The organism is Novosphingobium sp. BAM6 (genome assembly GCF_057784955.1).
Window position 1 is genome coordinate 40054 of the sequence record NZ_JBYNTR010000009.1, and the last position, 17941, is coordinate 57994.

13 protein-coding genes and 1 pseudogene are annotated in these 17941 nt (G+C 59.6%); 3 read left to right on the forward strand and 11 right to left on the reverse strand.

Translation table 11 applies throughout. From position 1 onward, the window contains the following. Positions 1-2: 2 nt before the first annotated feature. From AC3EC3_RS17120 to egtB, 3 genes and pseudogenes are all read right to left on the reverse strand, one after another. The gene (locus tag AC3EC3_RS17120) at positions 3-3383 is read right to left on the reverse strand and encodes a response regulator (protein ID WP_488490832.1); all 3381 of its coding nucleotides are present in this window, start codon (positions 3381-3383) and stop codon (positions 3-5) included. Positions 3384-3865: 482 nt separating this feature from the next. Further along, on the reverse strand, positions 3866-4852 hold the full coding sequence (gene egtD / locus AC3EC3_RS17125) for an L-histidine N(alpha)-methyltransferase (RefSeq protein ID WP_488490816.1): 987 nt from the start codon (positions 4850-4852) through the stop codon (positions 3866-3868). Between the two features lie 4 nt (positions 4853-4856). Beyond that, positions 4857-6089 (reverse strand): annotated as a pseudogene (gene egtB, locus AC3EC3_RS17130) (ergothioneine biosynthesis protein EgtB). Positions 6090-6498: 409 nt separating this feature from the next. Between egtB and AC3EC3_RS17135 the strand changes: the two are divergent. From AC3EC3_RS17135 to AC3EC3_RS17145, 3 genes are all read left to right on the forward strand, one after another. Further along, positions 6499-7605, forward strand: coding sequence for a DNA topoisomerase IB (locus AC3EC3_RS17135; RefSeq protein WP_488490817.1), 1107 nt, complete (start codon positions 6499-6501; stop codon positions 7603-7605). Between the two features lie 29 nt (positions 7606-7634). Beyond that, positions 7635-8915, forward strand: a complete 1281-nt coding sequence (locus tag AC3EC3_RS17140) for an MFS transporter (protein ID WP_488490818.1) — start codon at positions 7635-7637, stop codon at positions 8913-8915. A gap of 142 nt (positions 8916-9057) precedes the next feature. Continuing rightward, positions 9058-10071 (forward strand): IS110 family RNA-guided transposase, encoded by a 1014-nt coding sequence (locus tag AC3EC3_RS17145; RefSeq protein ID WP_488490819.1) that lies wholly within the window; start codon positions 9058-9060, stop codon positions 10069-10071. A gap of 894 nt (positions 10072-10965) precedes the next feature. On the opposite strand, the gene AC3EC3_RS17150 is transcribed toward AC3EC3_RS17145, so the two are convergent. The 8 genes from AC3EC3_RS17150 to AC3EC3_RS17185 form a co-directional block, all read right to left on the reverse strand. Further along, complete coding sequence (locus AC3EC3_RS17150) at positions 10966-11238, reverse strand: hypothetical protein (protein WP_488490820.1); 273 nt, start codon at positions 11236-11238, stop codon at positions 10966-10968. A gap of 349 nt (positions 11239-11587) precedes the next feature. After that, positions 11588-12424: a glycosyltransferase family 2 protein gene (locus tag AC3EC3_RS17155; protein ID WP_488490821.1), complete on the reverse strand. Its 837-nt coding sequence runs from the start codon at positions 12422-12424 to the stop codon at positions 11588-11590. Then, positions 12421-13008: a nodulation S family protein gene (locus tag AC3EC3_RS17160; protein ID WP_260929219.1), complete on the reverse strand. Its 588-nt coding sequence runs from the start codon at positions 13006-13008 to the stop codon at positions 12421-12423. The genes AC3EC3_RS17155 and AC3EC3_RS17160 overlap by 4 nt, the downstream gene beginning before the upstream one ends. After that, positions 13005-13706, reverse strand: a complete 702-nt coding sequence (locus AC3EC3_RS17165) for a PIG-L deacetylase family protein (RefSeq protein ID WP_488490822.1) — start codon at positions 13704-13706, stop codon at positions 13005-13007. Before AC3EC3_RS17165 ends, AC3EC3_RS17160 begins: the two co-directional genes overlap by 4 nt. Next, positions 13679-14809, reverse strand: coding sequence for an acyl-CoA dehydrogenase family protein (locus tag AC3EC3_RS17170; RefSeq protein WP_488490823.1), 1131 nt, complete (start codon positions 14807-14809; stop codon positions 13679-13681). The genes AC3EC3_RS17165 and AC3EC3_RS17170 overlap by 28 nt, the downstream gene beginning before the upstream one ends. After that, complete coding sequence (locus AC3EC3_RS17175) at positions 14806-15849, reverse strand: glycosyltransferase (protein WP_488490824.1); 1044 nt, start codon at positions 15847-15849, stop codon at positions 14806-14808. Before AC3EC3_RS17175 ends, AC3EC3_RS17170 begins: the two co-directional genes overlap by 4 nt. Beyond that, positions 15846-16841 carry a glycosyltransferase family 2 protein gene (locus tag AC3EC3_RS17180; protein ID WP_488490825.1) on the reverse strand — a complete coding sequence of 332 codons (996 nt, stop codon included), beginning with the start codon at positions 16839-16841 and terminating at the stop codon, positions 15846-15848. The genes AC3EC3_RS17175 and AC3EC3_RS17180 overlap by 4 nt, the downstream gene beginning before the upstream one ends. Continuing rightward, positions 16795-17931, reverse strand: a complete 1137-nt coding sequence (locus AC3EC3_RS17185) for a glycosyltransferase (protein WP_488490833.1) — start codon at positions 17929-17931, stop codon at positions 16795-16797. The genes AC3EC3_RS17180 and AC3EC3_RS17185 overlap by 47 nt, the downstream gene beginning before the upstream one ends. Positions 17932-17941 lie beyond the last annotated feature (10 nt).

Sequence of the window (17941 nt, forward strand, 5' to 3'; positions counted from 1 at the left end):
GATCAGCGTGGCATCCAGACTCGGATCAACGACAGCAGTTTGTCAACGTCGAGCGGCTTGGCCATATAGTCGTTGGCACCGGCGGCGATACATTGCTCCTGATCATCCGGCATGGCCTTGGCCGTAAGTGCGATAACCGGCAACTTGCTCCATCGAGGATCCTGCCTGATTGCCCGCGTGGCCGTGAGCCCGTCCATCACCGGCATCATTACGTCCATCAACACCAGATCGACTTGTCGCTCCATCGTGCCAGACTGCGAGGCCAGGAAATCGAGAGCCTCCTGCCCGTTACGCGCGATTTCCACGATAGCGCCATGGGGTTCCAGGACATTGGTCAGCGAGAAAATGTTGCGCACATCATCTTCAACGACAAGTATGCGTCTACCTTCCAGGACGGCATCACGATTCTGAGCTGCCCGGATCATCGTCTGCTGTTCGGCCGGCAACTCGGTTACGACCTGATGCAGGAACAGCGAAACTTCGTCGAGCAGCCGTTCTGGTGAACGGGCGCCCTTGATGATGATCGAGTCCGAATACCGGCGCAGGCGCTGCTCGTCCGAAACGGAAAGGTCATAGCCTGTATAGACGATGACGGGCGGGAATGAATAGGCGTCTTCACGCGCCAGCGTCTCCAGCAACGAAAACCCGCTCGAATCCGGGAGGTTGAGATCCAGCACCATACAGTCGAACGTGCCAGCCTCGAGCTTCGCAAGGCATTCCGCGGCGCTGGCCACACCGACGGTTTCCACGTCGCCCGATGCCAGAAGCCTGCTGACCGCATCGCGCTGCACGTCATCGTCCTCGACAATCAGCACCCGTCGCGCATCACTCGAAAGCTTGGCTGCCAAGGCTTCCAGTACGCCAGCCAGATCCTCGCGTCTCACCGGCTTCACGAGGTATCCGATTGCCCCCAGAGACAATGCCGTTTGAGTATGGTCGCTACCCGAAACTACATGGACCGGAATATGGCGAGTCGCCACATCGCGCTTCAATCGATCCAGCAATGCCAGTCCCGATTGGTCGGGCAACCCGACATCAAGCACAACGGCATGCGGCTTGAAGGTACGAGCCAGTTGCAAAGCATCTTCGCCCGTGCTGGTCACGAGGCACTGGAATCCCATGTCGTGCGAAATATCCCGCACGATCGCGGCAAACGAGGCATCATCCTCCACCACCAGCAGGACCCTCTGCCCCGGCATCAGCGCATCGCGGTCATCGGCGACCTGCCGGGTTAGAACCTGCGGCGAATTGGTCGATACTGCAGATGGCGCAGGAATAGGTGGGATTTCAATCGCGGCAAGGGGACGAACGGGCTGGGCCGGCGCAGCGACATTGTCCGGATCATAGGTCACCGGAAGCAGAAGCGTGAACCGGCTGCCCTTCCCAGCGATGCTGGACAACCCGATTTTTCCGCCCAGAAGCCTGGTCAATTCGCGCGAGATCGAAAGCCCCAGCCCCGTCCCGCCATACTTTCGGCTGACGGTCCCGTCGGCCTGTTGAAAGGCTTCAAAGATAACGGCCTGCTGGTCTTCGGGAATGCCGATGCCGGTATCCTCTACCGACAGCGCGATATCGTGCGCCCCATCACATTCGATTTCAAGGCGCACACTGCCCGCAGCTGTAAACTTGAAGGCATTGGACAACAGGTTCTTGAGTATCTGCTCAAGGCGCTGGCGATCCGTGATGATCGAATTTGGGGCATCGGGTGCGATCGCAATCTCGAACGCGAGGCCCCGCTCCTGAGCAATCGGCTGGAAGATCGTCCGCAGATCGCCGGCAAGACGCTCCACAAAAAGCGACTCGGGTTGAATCTGGAGATGCCCGGCCTCGATCTTGGACAGATCCAGAATGTCATTGATCAGCGCCAGCAAGTCGTTTCCGGCAGACTCTATGGTCGTGGCGTATCGAACCTGGTCGTCACTGAGATTCTCGGCACGATTTTCGGCCAGTAACCTGGAGAGGATCAGCAGTGAGTTGAGCGGCGTGCGCAATTCGTGGCTCATATTGGCAAGGAAGTCGGACTTGTAGCGGCTCGCCTGCTCCAATTCTCGCGCCTTGAGCTCCACTGCGGCATTGGATCGCGCCAGATCATCGCGTTGGGTTTCAAGGAGTTGCGCCTGCTCTTCCAACTGCGAGTTGGTCTGCTCCAGTTCCACTTGCTGCTGCTCGAGACTGGCCTGCGACTGCTTGAGTGCTCGTCCCTGCTCTTCCAGTTCCTCATTGGAGACGCGCAGCTCTTCACTTTGTACCTGAAGCTCATCGGCATGGTGCTGCAGTTGGGTGCGATAGCGGGCCGAGCGCAGCGCCGTTCCCACCGTCGTCGAGATTTCCGAGAGGAATTCGAGCGTCTGTTCGCTCACGGGGTGCAGGAAGCCCAACTCGATCACGCCTTCAACGGCGTTATCCGCAAGCATCGGCGCGATCAGCAGATGGCGAGGCTTGTCGCGTCCGAAAGTCGAGCCAATGGTGAGATAACCGTCCGGGATATCAGACAGCAAAACAGGCTCGCCATCGGCTGCGACTTCGCCGAGCAACCCGTGATGAAGCGAGAAACGTTCGACGATACCGGCTTCGGGAGGCACGCCATAAACGGCGGCACGCGCGAAATGATCTCCTTGTCCCGAGAAGACGGCACCGGCCTGCGCGCCGGTAAAGCGCACCAGAAAGTTCAAGGCGCTTTCGCCGAGCTGGCGCGTTCCCTTGTCGCCCAGCATCGCTGTAGAAAGGTCCACCTGTCCTTGCTGCAGCCATTGGCGACGACCTGTCGCCAGTGCAGCGCGGCGTATGAGAAAGCCTATGACGAGGGTCAGAGCAATTCCCAAGAGGCAGGACATCACGCCGCTGATCCAGGCCGAACGGTAGGCCAGATCCATCTCTACCATGCGGTCTTGCCGCAGGCGGATTTCGGCCTGTTGCATGACGGACAGTTGCGCCCGAACAGCGTCCATCTCGATTTTGCCGCGATCGCTGTTCACAATCATCAGCGCGGCCGCAGGGCCTGCCGATCTGCGAACGTCGATCGTTTCCTTGAGCTCTGCCAGCTTTGCATCGATATGGCGGTGAAGCGGTATAAGGCGCGCCTGCTGGCTAGAATTGTCGCGTGTGAGCCCTTCAATCGACCGGTAGCGGGCGTCCACATCGCCGATTGCGGCATTATAGGGGTCTAAATACTTTTCCTTGCCAGTCAGCAGATACCCTCGCTGGCCTGTCTCTGCGTTCTGCAATGAGGATTCCAGCGCGTTCAGGGCCACAATCACTTCATGTGAATGAACGATCTGATGCATGTCATCGCGAAGAATCGTCACATTGCGATAGGCAATTGTACCGCTGGCAAAGAAGAACAGGACCGCCGCAAACAGGCCGAACGCTGTTCGTGGATCCATACCTCTTGCACCACCACGATGGGCAAGCGAGGCGGCACGGTTCAAAGGGGCTTGCATAGACCTGCCTGGACATCCTTTTTGGAAAGCCCATCGCTTGCGAGTATTTCCACGCAAGATCAAGGCCCTTCGCTTGGCTTGATATCCGTGCTCCCAACAACCGTGTCATAGGTTGTAACCCTCTCGAACAATGGCGGCTCACGCTCGGCCCTCTGGGGCAGGATCATTGCAGGCGCACTCGACCGTCCCCTCGTCTGGCATGACGGCGCTGCCGTCGGCCCGGCGCTGGGCGCCGCGCACCTTGCCCGACTGGCGCTGGGGGAGGACGACATCGCCAGTATCGCAAAACCCGGCCCCGTCAGCGCACGTATCGACCCGGACCCTGACATCACGGCGCGTCTGGCCGCGAAACACCCGCATTTCCGCGCGCTGTACCGGGCGCTCACAACCGCAAGATAGCGCCCGCGACCGGCGCTCTTGTCAATTCAGGCCGTTTGCTCGCTGCCGATGGCACGTGCGAGGATCACCATGAATTTGTCCTCTGCATCTCCAAAGCAGTGCAGCGGCTCCCAGCCACCAGCGAGCAGCAGCGTGTTGGCACTGCGCGGGTCGTACTTGTGGCTGTTCTCGGTGTGGATGGTCTCTCCCGCCTGCATCGTGAAGCGGCGTCCGCAGACATCGAAGCGGATGGGATCGAGTGCCTCGATATGCATCTCTATCCGTGCGCGCTCGTCGTTCCAGACCGCCCGATGCGCGAGGCTTTCCAGAGGCATATTGCCGCCCAGCTCCCGATTGATCCGGCACGCCAGATTGAGATTGAAGTCCGCCGTGACACCTTCGCCATCGTCGTAGGCCGAGACCAGTTCGGTCGTTGCCATGATCCGGTCAAAGCCGATCAACAGCAGGCTATCCTCACCCAGTGTACTTCGCATCGCGCGCAGCAGATCCGCCGCCGCCATCGGCTCCATGTTGCCGATGGTGGAACCGGGGAAAAAACCGAGGCGCGGATGGCCCTCCACTTCGGGTGGCAGACGCGTCGGCGTGCCGAAGTCGCCTTCCACCGGATGGATCGGCAGATCGGGGTAACGTTGCGCCAGTGCAGCGCAGGCCTCCTCCAGAAAGTCGCCGGAGATATCGATGGGAACGTAGGCCGCTGTCCAGATCGCGTCGAGCAGCAACGGTGTCTTCGTTGCGCTGCCTGCACCGAACTCGACCACGACATGGTGGCGCGATCCCACCATGCGTCCGATCCGGGGCGCATGCGCCATCAGGATACCCGCCTCGGCGCGGGTCGGATAATATTCGGGAAGACGGGTGATGGCCTCGAAAAGTTCGCTGCCACGATGGTCATAGAACCACCGTGCGGGGATGGCCTTTTGCCGCTGGGCCAGACCGGTCAGGACATCGCGACGGAACTGCGCGCGCAAAAGGTCGCGATCGGTGTCGATCAGATCGTGTACTGCGGTAGCCATGGGTCTAGATGTCCTTTGCCAGGCGCAGGCCGGTGAACTGCCAGCGTTTCTCGGGGGGGAAGAAATTGCGGTAACTGGCGCGCGAATGGCCGCGCGGCGTCGCGCAGCTGGCGCCCTTGAGCACGCACTGGCCCGACATGAACTTGCCGTTGTATTCACCCACCGCGCCTGTCGCCGGTCGGAAGCGCGGGTAGGGAAGATAGGCCGAGCGGGTCCACTGCCAGCAGTCCCCGAACAGTCCCGACGAGCCTGACGGCGCCACGGCTTCTGCTTTGTCCAGTTGAACACCGGTCAGGGGATCGTGATCGCCGGCCACCACTTCCCACTCAAATTCGGTCGGCAGGCGACAGCCCGCCCAGGTTGCGTAGGCATCGGCCTCGTAGAACGAAATGTGGGCCACCGGCGCATCGGGCTAACGCGGTTGCAGGCCTGCGAGCGTGAACGCCTGCTCGTCGCGCCAGTAGAGCGGCGCCTCGATCTCCTGCGCGTTGATCCATGCCCAGCCATCGGACAGCCACAGCGCCGGATTGCGATAGCCGCCATCCGCGATGAACGCGTCCCATTCGCCATTCGTGACGAGCCGCCGCGCAAGCGCAAAGGGCTCGATCACCACCTGATGGCGCGGACCTTCGTTGTCGAAGCCGAAACCCTCGCCGGAATGCCCGATCGACCTGATCCCTCCATCGCAGCGCCACCAATCGTCGGCATCGACAACGCAGGGGCGCGGCGTCGATACGGAAGAATAGGCAGGCGCAAGCGGGTTCTGCGACAGCGCATGCTTGATGTCGGTCAGCAGCAATTCCTGATGCTGCTGCTCGTGGTTGAGACCAAGCGTGATCAGGTCCGCAAGGTCGTCCCGTTCCAGCAACCGCTCCATCTCCCGATCGACGTGATGGCGGTAATCCAGCACCGCTGCCAGAGAGGGGCGGGTGAGCATGCCGCGCAGCGGACGCGCGTGTCGTGGCCCTTCGGCCTCGTAATAGGAATTGAACAGATAGGCCCAATCCGCATCGAACAGGCGATAGCCCGGACTATGATCGCGCAGCACGAAAGTCTCGAAGAACCAGGTGGTGTGCGCCAGATGCCACTTCGCAGGAGAGGCATCTGGCATCGACTGTACCGTGGCATCAGCGTCCGAGAGCGGATCGGCAAGCGCCTGCGAAAGCGCTCTTACTGCCCGAAAGCGCGCAAATGCGGCGCTGCGGGGCGCACGCGATGTTTCCAGTACAGTCGCCATGCCTTCGTAACGGCAAGGGGCCGGATAAGATGCATGCCCTGCTCAACATTCTGCCTCACAGCGCCTTTGTGCGACGGATTGCTCCATAAGAAGGGCTGGCAGAGCCACATAGAGGAACCGGTCACGCGTGCATCATGTTACGATCGCGACAATCACAACCGCGATCCGAGATGTTCCACGCATGAACCCTCACACCACATCCAATGAAGCACGGGCGCAGGAACAAGCCATGTCCCCGGACGCCTTCCGCATGATCATGGCATCGTGGGCAACGCACCGTGCAGACATCAAGCGGGCCTGTGGCCGGATTCTTCAAAGGCGGAAAGACACCTAGGCGGTGTGGGCAATGAAAATCGCGCGGCCGGTCCTAGGTTAAGGAACGCGAAGCGCCGTTACGCCTTGAGCATGTATGGCCAAGGCAGGAAAATCGGAACAGCGGTATGACGGCGGCATCGTCGATCCCCGCGAAGCCGCGGAAAACGCGGGGCTCATCTACGTTTCGGACGAGAGCAAAGGCATAACCCGCACACCCTATCGCGGGCGCTTTCGCTACCACGATACCCGAGGCCACCTGATAAAGGACGATAAGAAACTGCATCGGCTGGCAGCTCTGGCCGTTCCGCCCGCTTATACCGATGTCTGGATATGTCCCCGCCCCAACGGCCATCTGCAGGCAACCGGACGGGACGCGAAGGGCCGCAAGCAATACCGCTATCATCCGCGTTTTCGCGAAGTTCGCGACAGCACGAAATACGAGCACATGCTCGATTTCGCGCGGGCCTTGCCGGCCATCCGCAGCCGTATCGCGTCCGATCTCTCCCGGCGCGGCCTGCCCAAAGAGAAAGTTCTCGCCGCCGTGGTTCACCTGCTGGAAAGCACGATGATCCGCATCGGCAACAGCGATTACGCCAGACAGAACAAGAGCTATGGACTGACCACACTGCGCGATCGCCACGTCACGGTGAACGGCTCGGAACTGCGCTTCCGTTTCAAGGGCAAGAGCGGCAAGCAGTGGAACCTGAAACTGAAAGACAGGCGCATTGCCGCCATCGTCAAACGCAGCCAGGACCTGCCGGGCCAGCACCTGTTCCAGTACATCGGCGAAGATGGGCAGGAATGCGAAGTGACTTCGGGCGACATCAATACCTATCTGGGAGAAATATCCGGCACCCGGATCACCGCGAAGGATTTCCGCACCTGGAACGGGACCGTGCTCGCCGCAATGGCGCTGGCGGAATATGAAAAGGTGGATAGCGAGGCTGCTGCCAAGCGCAATGTCCGCAGCGCGATCGAAGCCGTCGCCGCGCGGTTGGGCAATACGCCCACGGTCTGCCGAAAGTGCTATATCCACCCCGAAATCTTCGAGAGCTACCTGAACAACGAACTGGTGCTTGAAGCCAGGAACGCCGTGGAGACGGAACTGCGCGAAGATGTCACGACGCTGCGCCCGGAAGAAGCTCTCGTTCTGGCCTTCCTGCAACGCCGCCTGGAGCGCAAGGCCCAGAGTCGGGCATGACGACGAACGAGACAAGCAGAGTTTCGAAGATGTCGATCATCGTCGCGGCGCTCTCGACGATCGTCGAATGGTACGATTTCACGCTTTACCTCTACTTCGCGACGGTGATTTCCCGCGTGTTCTTCGGCCAGGGCAACGCCGCTCTTGCCTCCACACTGGGGGGCTTTGCGGTGGCCTATCTCATGCGCCCTCTGGGCGCCGCGGTGTTCGGCCATATCGGCGATCGCTTCGGTCGTCGGCGCATGATGCTAATCTCCATGGGATTGATGAGCCTTGCCATGCTTGCCACTGCCTGCCTGCCGACCCGTGCGACGATCGGCCATACAGCGGGCATTCTGCTGGTCATTCTGCGCTGTGCGATGGGGTTCTCGGTCGGTGGCGAATATACCGGCGTGGTCGCCTACCTGCTGGAAAGCGCACCTTCCCGTCGCCGAGGCCTTGTCACGTCCCTTGCCGCAGCGGCGAGCGAAGTTGGCGGACTGCTGGCAGCGGCCGTCTGCACCATCACGGTCAGCCTCATGAGCCCGCAGACACTGACCGACTGGGGCTGGCGCATACCCTTTTTCCTGGGCGCCCTGCTTGCAGCGGGGCTTTGGATCGCTCGTTCATTCATGGAGGAAACTCCAGCGTTCCAGCAGCAGGTCGCAACCGGTCGCACGCCGAGTAACCCGTTATTCGACGCCCTGCGCCATCATCGCCGGGCGATCGCCCAGGGCTTTGCCATCTCCGCGCTGGGTTCGATCACGTATTACATCGGCATAACCTACGTCCCCACATTCCTGACCCATATCGGCAGAATGCAGGAAGTTGCCGCCTTGCGGCTCTCCACGGCAGCCGCGCTCGCCGTGATTGCGATAACGCCATTGGTCGGCATCGCCGGTGATCGGATCGGGCGCAGACCCGTGCTTCTCACGGTGTGCCTTTGCGCGATCCCGCTGCCCATCGCCCTCTTCGCCACGATGAGCAGCGGCCCTTCCGGCATGATCCCTGTCGCGGCTCTGCTTCTGGCCGTGCTCGGCGGCGCTGTCAGTGCCGTCGGTGCAGTGGCAACCGCAGAGCTTTTTCCCACTGCGAGCCGGCTCAGCGGACTGGCCATCGGCGCTACTGGCGCCACCGCGATCTTCGGCGGGATCGCACCTTACACCGCGCAACTGCTGAGTGATAAGTTAAGCGCTCCATTCGTGCCCGGCATGATGATTGCGTTCGTAGCGATCGCAGTCCTTCCCGTATTACTTGGTATGGGCGAGACTGGATTTTCGAATCGTAAGGCAGTGAAAAATCAAAGCCCCTCATCTCTTCCCGGCCGATAACGCCTCGCGACCAATCATCGCGCATCATTTAAATCGAATACATCTTCATTCGATAAAACTGAACTGATGCGGTGGATGCCTCCCTTCATCGGGCATCGTATGATGCTCAATAGCGCCATGGCGGCGCATGAAGGAGGAGCATATGGCGAATGCACACATGCTGTCGATCGACCTGGCAAAGCGTAGCTTCCAGGTCTGCGCGACTGATCGAGCAGGGTCGGTTCTATATAATCGGACAATCTCCCGGTCCAAACTGGAGGCACTGCTCAGGGAGCAGCCCCGCTGTATAGTCGCTACGGAAGCCTGCGCGACGAGCCATTTTTGGGGCCGATTTGCTGGCGCGGAAGGTCATGAGGTTCGGCTGATCCCGCCAATCTACGTGAAGCCTTTCGTGAAGAGGCAGAAGAACGATGCTGCAGACGCGGCGGCCATTGCCGAAGCTGCTGTGCGCCCGAACCTGCATTTCGTTGCGGTCAAAAGCGCGGAGCATCAAGCGAGAGCTGTGGCCTATCGTACCCATCAGTGTTTTGTGAGCCAGCGGACGCAGACTATCAATGCGCTACGAGGACACTTGGCCGAGTTCGGCCTGGTATTCCCTCAAGGAGTTCCTCATCTGAAGGAAATCCGCGCAGCCATGGACGATGATGATGTCGACGTGCCTCCCGGTATACGGGAGATCGCAAGACTCTACCTCGAGCACATCGACACCCTGTCCGCGAAGATTGACGAGCTTTCACTCAGACTACGGGAAGCAATGGCGGTCGGCGTCGAGCTTCGCCGCCTTTGCACGGTGCCGGGCGTTGGCCCGGTGACCGCTGGTGCGATCATGGCGTTTGCACCAGATCTGCGGACTTTCGCCAGCGGCAGAAACTTCGCAGCATGGCTCGGCCTCGTGCCCAAGCAGCGATCAACGGGCGGAAAATCCCGCCTCGGGTCCATGAGCAAAATGGGTCAAAGCGACATTCGCAAACTTCTCGTCGTCGGTGCGATGAGCAGGATACGATGGATCGTGCGCAAAGGCGTTCTCCCCGACAACTGGCTGGGCCGCATGATGGCTCGACGGCCCAGAATGGTGGTCGCCGTAGCACTGGCGAACAAAATGGCACGGACAATCTGGGCGATGATGACCCGCGAGGAAGACTACCGTTTGGCGTGATGGTGTAACTGCCATAGCGCTCGGGGCCTCGGCCCCGACAAGGAGATCGACTGATACTATGCGGCAAGGACTTCAATGTTCACGATACGGCTAACCAGTCCCGGGGCGAGAGCAAACCAAGCTCGCTGAACCGATGTGGCCCGGATCGTTCGAACTGCATAACGGCCCGTGGCGTCAGCAAGCCACACCAGAGGCCTGACACACGACCGATGAAGCGCTCTGCCGAGCAAACTCAGAAAATCACCTTGCAATCTGGGAGGCATCCACACACGACCCTGCTCGATCAGTCGCGCAGACCTGGAAGCTACGCTTTGCCAGGTCGATCGACAGCATGTGTGCATTCGCCATATGCTCCTCCTTCATGCGCCGCCATGGCGCTATTGAGCATCATACGATGCCCGATGAAGGGAGGCATCCACCGCATCAGTTCACACCGTATCTACAAAACCGGGCCGCAAATGGTCAATGGAACAGGTCCGGCGGTAACTCGAGGACAGCTTTCCGCACGAACATCCAGTCTAGAGGATACTCATGGTTCGCCCTCGTTTAAGCATGGGGATCGGCGCCGGCCCTTCCGACGTGCCCCCATTTCCTACTTACTCCGAGGCTGAGGCCAGCCTCACCGCACGCACGTAAGGTCTGGGGGCTACTCGGGTCATCCAGAAGCGCGACACCCGCGACGCCTGAAATTTGAGCGCGCAATATCAAAAAGGACCTGGAGCAGTTTCTGCTCCAGGTCAACACAGGCCTCTAGGGCCCTTCGGGTCGCCTAATAATACTGAAGGCTTGCAGTGCTCTGCGCTATAACATTTCTATACTTCAACGATTAATTCTGTCTTGGTGGTCGCACACAAGTGTCTGCCCACGTCGCGCTGAAACGCGGTTATCAGACGGTTACGATTGACCAGAACCACCCAGTATGTCCCGCAACCATGCAAAAAGCTGATCATGTTGACGATATAGCTCGGAGATGACTTCGCTCGTTGCACAATCTGGGTGATCCAGCGGGACCCGCGATGCCCGCTCTAGCGCCTGTACATCATCGACGTCGATCATCCCTTTTTTGGCAAGTCTTACCAGCAACACGGAAAGCCCATTAAACGTCGATAAATTCGCCGCGACCAGACTTTGTATCGTGTCCTGATTGGCCTGTGAATCAAGAGCCATGACACCTCCGAAAATACGATCCAGCGAATATCATATTGCCTGTGCACAAAGATGCCAGAGTGATTTATACAAGTTTTCAACATAGTATTTAACATATGTTTATTTCTTAAAGGCAGCCATATAGATGATACATCCCCATTCATACGGATCGCTCGGCAGCAATGGGATTAAGTAACATTGTCCGAACGCATCCGTTTCTTTATGTCCTGGAGCTCCAGCGCGACACAGGAAACAGACCAACCAGTCGGGCAAGCATGGCCGAGACATACCTGCTCAGACCGCGTCGGCGACATACATGGTTCGAGATGTTCAGACTCATTCCGCTCAGGCTGCCACAGTGCGCTTGTGTTCACGCCACGTTAGCCGCGATAATCTCGGCGTTCGAGGGATACCGCTCGATGGCCAGCATATCCTCGTTCCAAATCACAAAACCAGCGTCCGCAAAAGCGGCGAGCCAGCCTTCCATCGGCCACACGCCCCATTTCTTGTGAAAGATGTGCGCGTTACGCACGATATCCTCAAAATGCTGCAAGGGAGGATCGGAGCTGGCATGGTGCTGATGAAATGCACCTGCCCCCCCCATAAACAAGAGCGGCAATCCATCGTTTTTGGCCCTGAAACCAAAGTCGGTGTCTTCAGCACCATAACCGGAGAAGCTCTCATCAAATCCGCCAAGGTTTCTAAATCGCTCGCGTCGTATTCCGAAGACTAGCGACCAGAACAAGCCCGGATTGTCGATCTGTTGCAATCCATTCGATGGGAAACTGCGGGCAGGATGACCGTGGGCATGGGCCAGAAGCGCCGTTTCATCCCACTGGGAGCGAGCATCGTTGGGTCCTAGATAGCGGACTTGGGCACATACCAGGGCATCGTGATCAACAAGCACTTTTGCGATGGCCAAAACCAGACCGCGCATCGGAATACAATCGACGTCAAGAAATAGCAGCTGATCACCTGCAGCGACCGAAGCAGCCTTATTGCGCGCTTCTGCCAAGGGCAGTCCTTTGCTGGCCAAGCGAACGGTTCTGCAGGAAAAAGGCAGGTCGTCCACCTGGACGGGAGACTCGCTTGCCATATCAACGATAATCAGTTCATCGGGAAAAGCCTCACTGCGGCGCAAACCTTCAATCAACTGCGCAAGGTGCCCTGACCGGTTGCGGACGATCGTCAACACGCTGATGCTCATTTCAGTTTTCGCCAAAGGTCCAGCCGATAGTCAGCGCCGTGCTCCGCTATGCATACGGATATCGTTTCACCCAAATGTGCCTTGAGCTTGTCCACGGCGCCGTCGCCGCTCTGCGGATAATCTGTCTTGCCGGTCCAATGAACCAGCAGCACATCGCCCCCGGCGATCAGGTGGCGTTCAAGCCATTCCGCCGCTTCGCCAAGATCGCGGTCATTCCAATAGTAGGCGACCTCCGACAAGACAACGAGGTCAAATTTGCCGTGGGGCGCCTGCGCCGGAAAACGCATGTTGGCAAAACCGACGTGGCCCAGATCTGCGCATCTCTCCCGCGCCGCCCGCAGCGCCGTGCCACTCACATCTATCGCGAAAAGAGAGGTCGCCTGCGGCGCGAGCCGTGATGTCAAAACGCCCTTTGCACAGCCGATTTCGAAGACATGGTCATATGTTCTTGCCCCCAGAACCTCGACGGAGCGCGCGAACTTGCGCTGCTCATAGGGGCTGGTTTCCAGATTCCAGGGATCGAGCGTTCCTCGAAACATATTCTCGAAGTATTCAGAAGGCAGGCTTGTCTCAGGGCGGGTCATCGATGCCTCCATACATAGAGAGTGTCGCGTGCCGGCATGCGCTGTTTTTCGGCAGGAAGCCGAAAGCCTTGGCCATATGAAGCCGTCAATTGGCTACGATGCGAGCGCAGCGCTGCTCTGCGCTTTCCAGGCGGCATCGCTTCGGTGCGAATGACTCGAATGAGCCTTCCAGTAGGACGGCTGGACCAGACGCAGAATTCCGCCACGATGACTTGTCGTTTTGCAGAACGGCCGGCTGCATAGGCGAGCTGTGCTGCCGCCGCGTGATCGCAGTGCGGCTCGTGAAGTGCTGTGACGGCGATCGCATCGACGCGCAGCTGACGGCAGAGCGCAGCCAGCGCGCAAACGCTTCGATGAAATTCCATGCTTCCCAGCTTGGCTGGCCTAGCGTCCTGCCAATCCAGATGAACAGGGACGTGCTTGCGGCTCCCTGTCAGTCGGAACAAGGCCAAGGCAGCTTCGCGACGGCGGACCGCTATAAACCTGCCAGCGCATCCATCGGAACAAGGGTGCGAGCCAGAACCATCAGTCAGATATACCAAGGCCGCGAATCGATCTTGCGCGGCGGCCTGGGCAATAAGGGCGCCGGCGCCGAGAGTCTCATCATCCGGGTGCGGTGCCAGGACCAACCATCGCCGGTTGCCCCAAGGGCGGCCCCCAAGCGTGCCGGTTACCACAAGCTGTCCTCGCAGCCCCATGCATCGTGATCAAGCCAGACCAAAGCCGCCTGATCGCGAGCATAGTCTGGCCCCGCTTGTCGCAGGTAGAGCGACAGATCGCGAGTGATCTTGTCAATGCGCTGACCGTCCATTGCGCTGCAGGTGCCAACGATGCGCGCGGAAAGCTCCATAACGTCGAGCCCGGCCCGCTCGACGACACCGCGCGTTAGCCGGGCAAATGCTGGCCCGTCGGCATCTTCGGCGGCGGCACGGGCCGCACATTCGCGCACCCAAAGATAAGCCGTCCGAGTTGCCACAACACACTCTGCGAATTTGGCGCGCTGGAGCGGGTCAGTGCGTGCCTTATCGGACATGGCCTTACGCGTTTCTGTCAACAAGGCCTCGATACCGCCCAACTGGACAGCGGCGAAACGCCAAGCTCCAGTCGTGAATCTGGGATCGTGGTCGTAATCGCCTGGCAAGCCAAGGAGATCGTGGTCCGTGATCGGCATTCCTGTCAGATCATACCTGCCGCTATTGCTCGCGCGCATCCCTCGAACCCGCCAATCTGAAAGATCAGCACGTGCAGCCTCGTCGCCGGCGACGATGACGAGTTGCCGACTTCCCTGCGCCGGCCTCGCCGTGATAATAGCGTGCGAAAGCCCCCCCGCTCCGCTCGCAAATGTTTTGGAACCATCAAGCAGCCTGCGGCCATCAGTGCCAACGACAATCCTGACGCCGGGGGCGGGCTCCGTCGCCCACACGCCATAAAAGGCCCCAGCAGCAAGCCGACCGGAAAGATGCGCAATCTGCTCGGGCAATCCGTACCATTCGAACAGCGCCAGCGCGTTGACGTGACCTTCAAACAGACGGCCCACGCTCAAATCCGCGCGGCCGACTATTCGCAAGACATCCATTAAAGAGCGATAGCGGTGCGCTGTATCGCCGAAAGCGGTACCGCCAGCATCGACACAAGCAAAGTCCCGGTGGAGCCCGGCTCTGGCCAAGGTGCGCATACTCTCCGACGGAAAGACGGGCGCGGCATCATATCGCGCGCCCAGAACTTCGAGTTGTCCCGCTATCGCGCCGGCTCGGGCCACCGGGGTATCCGTCTTGCTCTTAAGGATAGATGACAGGTTCACGCCGCGACCTCCGCACGCTTGATCGAGATATCTGCATGCTGCCCAAGCCATGCGGCGACTTTTTGCGCCGCTTGTGGGTCATAAAGCGCACGCCGGGGCGCTGCCGGCATATCGAGCACATCCTCAAAGAGTCGCGGCCAGAACCGTCCTGCCGGCCATTCGGGAAGAACGAGCGCAGCTCCCCACGATTTCAGGCCCCTGCCTGTTGCAGCTTGTTCCTGAAAGGGACGATCTTCCGGCAAGCAGATAAAGGGCTTGTCTGCGGCCATGACTGCTCCGACCACGCCATTTCCGGCGCCCCCGACAATGATCCTTGCCCGAGCTATTTCGATCTCTGGGCGGACGACCCATCCGGCAAACTCCAGATTTGCGGGGCAGTCGATCGGCGCTACGGCGGGACCAATGACACGCCATTGCCAATGTGGACATGCGCGTGCGGCCTCGGCAATCAGCGTTCCATCGCCCGGGCGACCGCCTTGGCCGAAAACAACGAGGATGCGGTCAAATACCGTTTCCTCACAAGCCGGCAAACTGGCGATCCCGGGCACGTAGAACGTCTTTTCGCGGACCCAATCCGGCGTGCCGTCGGTTTCCAATGCGGCGTGAAAGGGAGCCAGGATTGCCGAGGCGCCCCTGAAAGCCTCAAGGTGAGCCGGATCGCTTCGCTCGCCACCGAGCCGCACATAGACTGTCGGCACAGACGCTAGCCGAGCTAACATCGCGACCTCTGCCGAAACATCGACGACCATCAAGCTGGGCTTCGCCTGCGCAATCCAGTTTACGATCCTGGCAGCCCGCGCACGAACACCGTCATGATCGAGCGGGGCATAGTGCAGCGCATTGGGGCGGCACGTGGCCGCATCGTTTCCATCGAACCGGCCTGACAAAGGCCGATCGTCGGGCAGATCGATGCCGCTGTCGTCCATGCCGGTGCCTAAAAGGACCACAGGTCTGTCCGCTACCGAGCGTATTGCCTCGGCACGCTGGCGATGCCCGGCACCATGGTGGTGAACGTAGTAGCCGATCGGTCGTTCAATCACGACAGCACATCCAGAACCAAATCGCGAGGCATCGGCGGCAATAGCGGTTCTTCGCGTACGATCCTTTTGTGGCCTTCCGGTCGCGAGCGAAGACGCTTTCGCCACTTCGCCCTTTCCTGCCAATGCTCGAAACCGGGGGCGCACGGCATACTGCCCGACGCTGCCAGATCGAACAGATCCTGCATGTCCTGCGCCATGCCCCCTTCAGCCCGCCCCTCGCGACGCGGCGATACCCAGGTGAAAACATCGGCCGGATGAGCCAGGCGCCCGCCATGGGCAATTGCCGCCATAACCAGCGCATGATCTTCGCCAGTGCGCAGGAGCGGCACCCCCCCACAGCGAGTATAAAGGCATGCGCGCAGAGCTAAAGACGCCCCCGTATGATCACCATGCCGAGGTGCCGGGTTCCATGGCAACGGATCCAGGCTATCCTCGATAGCCCTGACCGCTTCCCAATAGGCTTCCCATGCCTGCCGTAAGGCAAGAACGTTCTTCGGAAGTTCCTCGGCTGTATCAATCGCAATGCGCCCACCTACCAGATCAGCGCCGCGCGCAAATGCACGCACCATATTATCCAGCCAATGGGGCGGCGGGAACGTGTCTGCATCAGTACTTACGAGGATGCCCTGATCGTGGGATGGCAAAAGTGTCAGGCCGGCATCCATAGCAAGACGGCGAGCAGAGCCGGCATGGGCAAGCTCGGCCGCAAACGTCGCCTCCTCGACATGAATGTAGAGACGACCGCAATAGTCCGATCGGGCCTGGGCAAGGACCTGATGGCTGTCGTCCGTCGTGTTGTTAAGTGCGACAATCACCTTGATCGGACCAGGTCTCGATTGTGCAGCAAGCCCACGAAAAAGCACTGGCAAGCGCGCAGCCTCGTTACGGGCAGGAACGCACACGCACAAATCCAGGCCTTTTTCCAAAAGCGGTGCCATTTTTTCCTTACGCATGGAGCAAGGGCACCGCATTTGCAGCTTCTGCACCGCCATGATTGGCGGCAATCCGCCGATGATAGAGAGCCTCATAGCTATCGATCATTCGGCGGGCATCGCACGTCTGTTCTGCTCGCCTGCGGCAATCCTCACGGCTTAACGTGACAGCAATTCGCACAGCCTGTGCGAGCGAGACCACATCGTTGGGTGTCGCAAGCGCGCCACAGCTTTCATCAAGAATTTCCGGGATTGCGCCCCGCCCAAAGGCCGCGACCGGAACCCCGCAGGCCAATGCTTCAGCGACAACCAGACCATAGGGTTCATCCCACATCGGCGTGCACAAAAAGGCCCGTGCCCCTCCTACGAACCTGGCAAGGGCACTATGGTCAAGATGGCCCACATGAAACACCTCGTGGCCAAGATGCGGTTTGATCAAGTCGTTGAAATATTCCTGATCAAGAATCGGACCCGCGATGCGTAACGGCAAGCCGATCAATTTTGCAGCCTCTATGGCGAAGTGCAGCCCCTTTTCGGGGACAATTCGTCCATACCAGACAAGATAGGGCGACGGCTGCGGTGCTGCGCTGAAGGCAAACTTCTGAAGGTCTATGCCATTGAGAATGACCTGGTCTGTTCTCGCAACGTGATCCCATAGTCCGGCAACGGAACGTGAAACGGCTGCGAAGCTGTGATTGGGAGCATCACACAGTCGCGCACCGCTTTCCAGCCAGCAGAATGGTGGCGTATGGAGGGTCGTGACCATCGGCATCGGAAGGGTATCGGCCATCGATACGGGCAGGTAATGCAGCGAATTGTTGTGAATCACGTCGAAGGAACGCTGCCGCAACGCCTTCATCAGCGCCAGATAAGCATGATGCTCCTTAAAGAACCCGACATCATGGGCCTCTGCCGACCCAACTTCCGCCAGAGCCGTCGCATCGCATATCGCTTCCAGACCCACGGAGAGGTCTGATCGCTCCGAAGCAAAGACTGTCACGTAATGTCCGCGGCCCCGCAGTTCACGTGCCAGAAGATGGGTATGCGTTTCCAGCCCACCCGCAAAAGGCTCGGCAATGGGATACTTGAGATGCGAGATGATGCCGATCCGAAGCGGCCGCGCGCTATGAGCAGGAACAGGGAGCGGCATGACGCCATCT

What these genes read in the sequence shown, in the direction of transcription:
- AC3EC3_RS17120 (WP_488490832.1), bottom strand. Translation starts at nt 3,383, where the DNA reads ATGGATCCACGAACAGCGTTCGGCCTGTTTGCGGCGGTCCTGTTCTTC.
- egtD (WP_488490816.1), bottom strand. Translation starts at nt 4,852, where the DNA reads ATGGCTACCGCAGTACACGATCTGATCGACACCGATCGCGACCTTTTG.
- AC3EC3_RS17135 (WP_488490817.1), top strand. Translation starts at nt 6,499, where the DNA reads ATGGCCAAGGCAGGAAAATCGGAACAGCGGTATGACGGCGGCATCGTC.
- AC3EC3_RS17140 (WP_488490818.1), top strand. Translation starts at nt 7,635, where the DNA reads ATGTCGATCATCGTCGCGGCGCTCTCGACGATCGTCGAATGGTACGAT.
- AC3EC3_RS17145 (WP_488490819.1), top strand. Translation starts at nt 9,058, where the DNA reads ATGGCGAATGCACACATGCTGTCGATCGACCTGGCAAAGCGTAGCTTC.
- AC3EC3_RS17150 (WP_488490820.1), bottom strand. Translation starts at nt 11,238, where the DNA reads ATGGCTCTTGATTCACAGGCCAATCAGGACACGATACAAAGTCTGGTC.
- AC3EC3_RS17155 (WP_488490821.1), bottom strand. Translation starts at nt 12,424, where the DNA reads ATGAGCATCAGCGTGTTGACGATCGTCCGCAACCGGTCAGGGCACCTT.
- AC3EC3_RS17160 (WP_260929219.1), bottom strand. Translation starts at nt 13,008, where the DNA reads ATGACCCGCCCTGAGACAAGCCTGCCTTCTGAATACTTCGAGAATATG.
- AC3EC3_RS17165 (WP_488490822.1), bottom strand. Translation starts at nt 13,706, where the DNA reads ATGGGGCTGCGAGGACAGCTTGTGGTAACCGGCACGCTTGGGGGCCGC.
- AC3EC3_RS17180 (WP_488490825.1), bottom strand. Translation starts at nt 16,841, where the DNA reads ATGGCGGTGCAGAAGCTGCAAATGCGGTGCCCTTGCTCCATGCGTAAG.
- AC3EC3_RS17185 (WP_488490833.1), bottom strand. Translation starts at nt 17,931, where the DNA reads ATGCCGCTCCCTGTTCCTGCTCATAGCGCGCGGCCGCTTCGGATCGGC.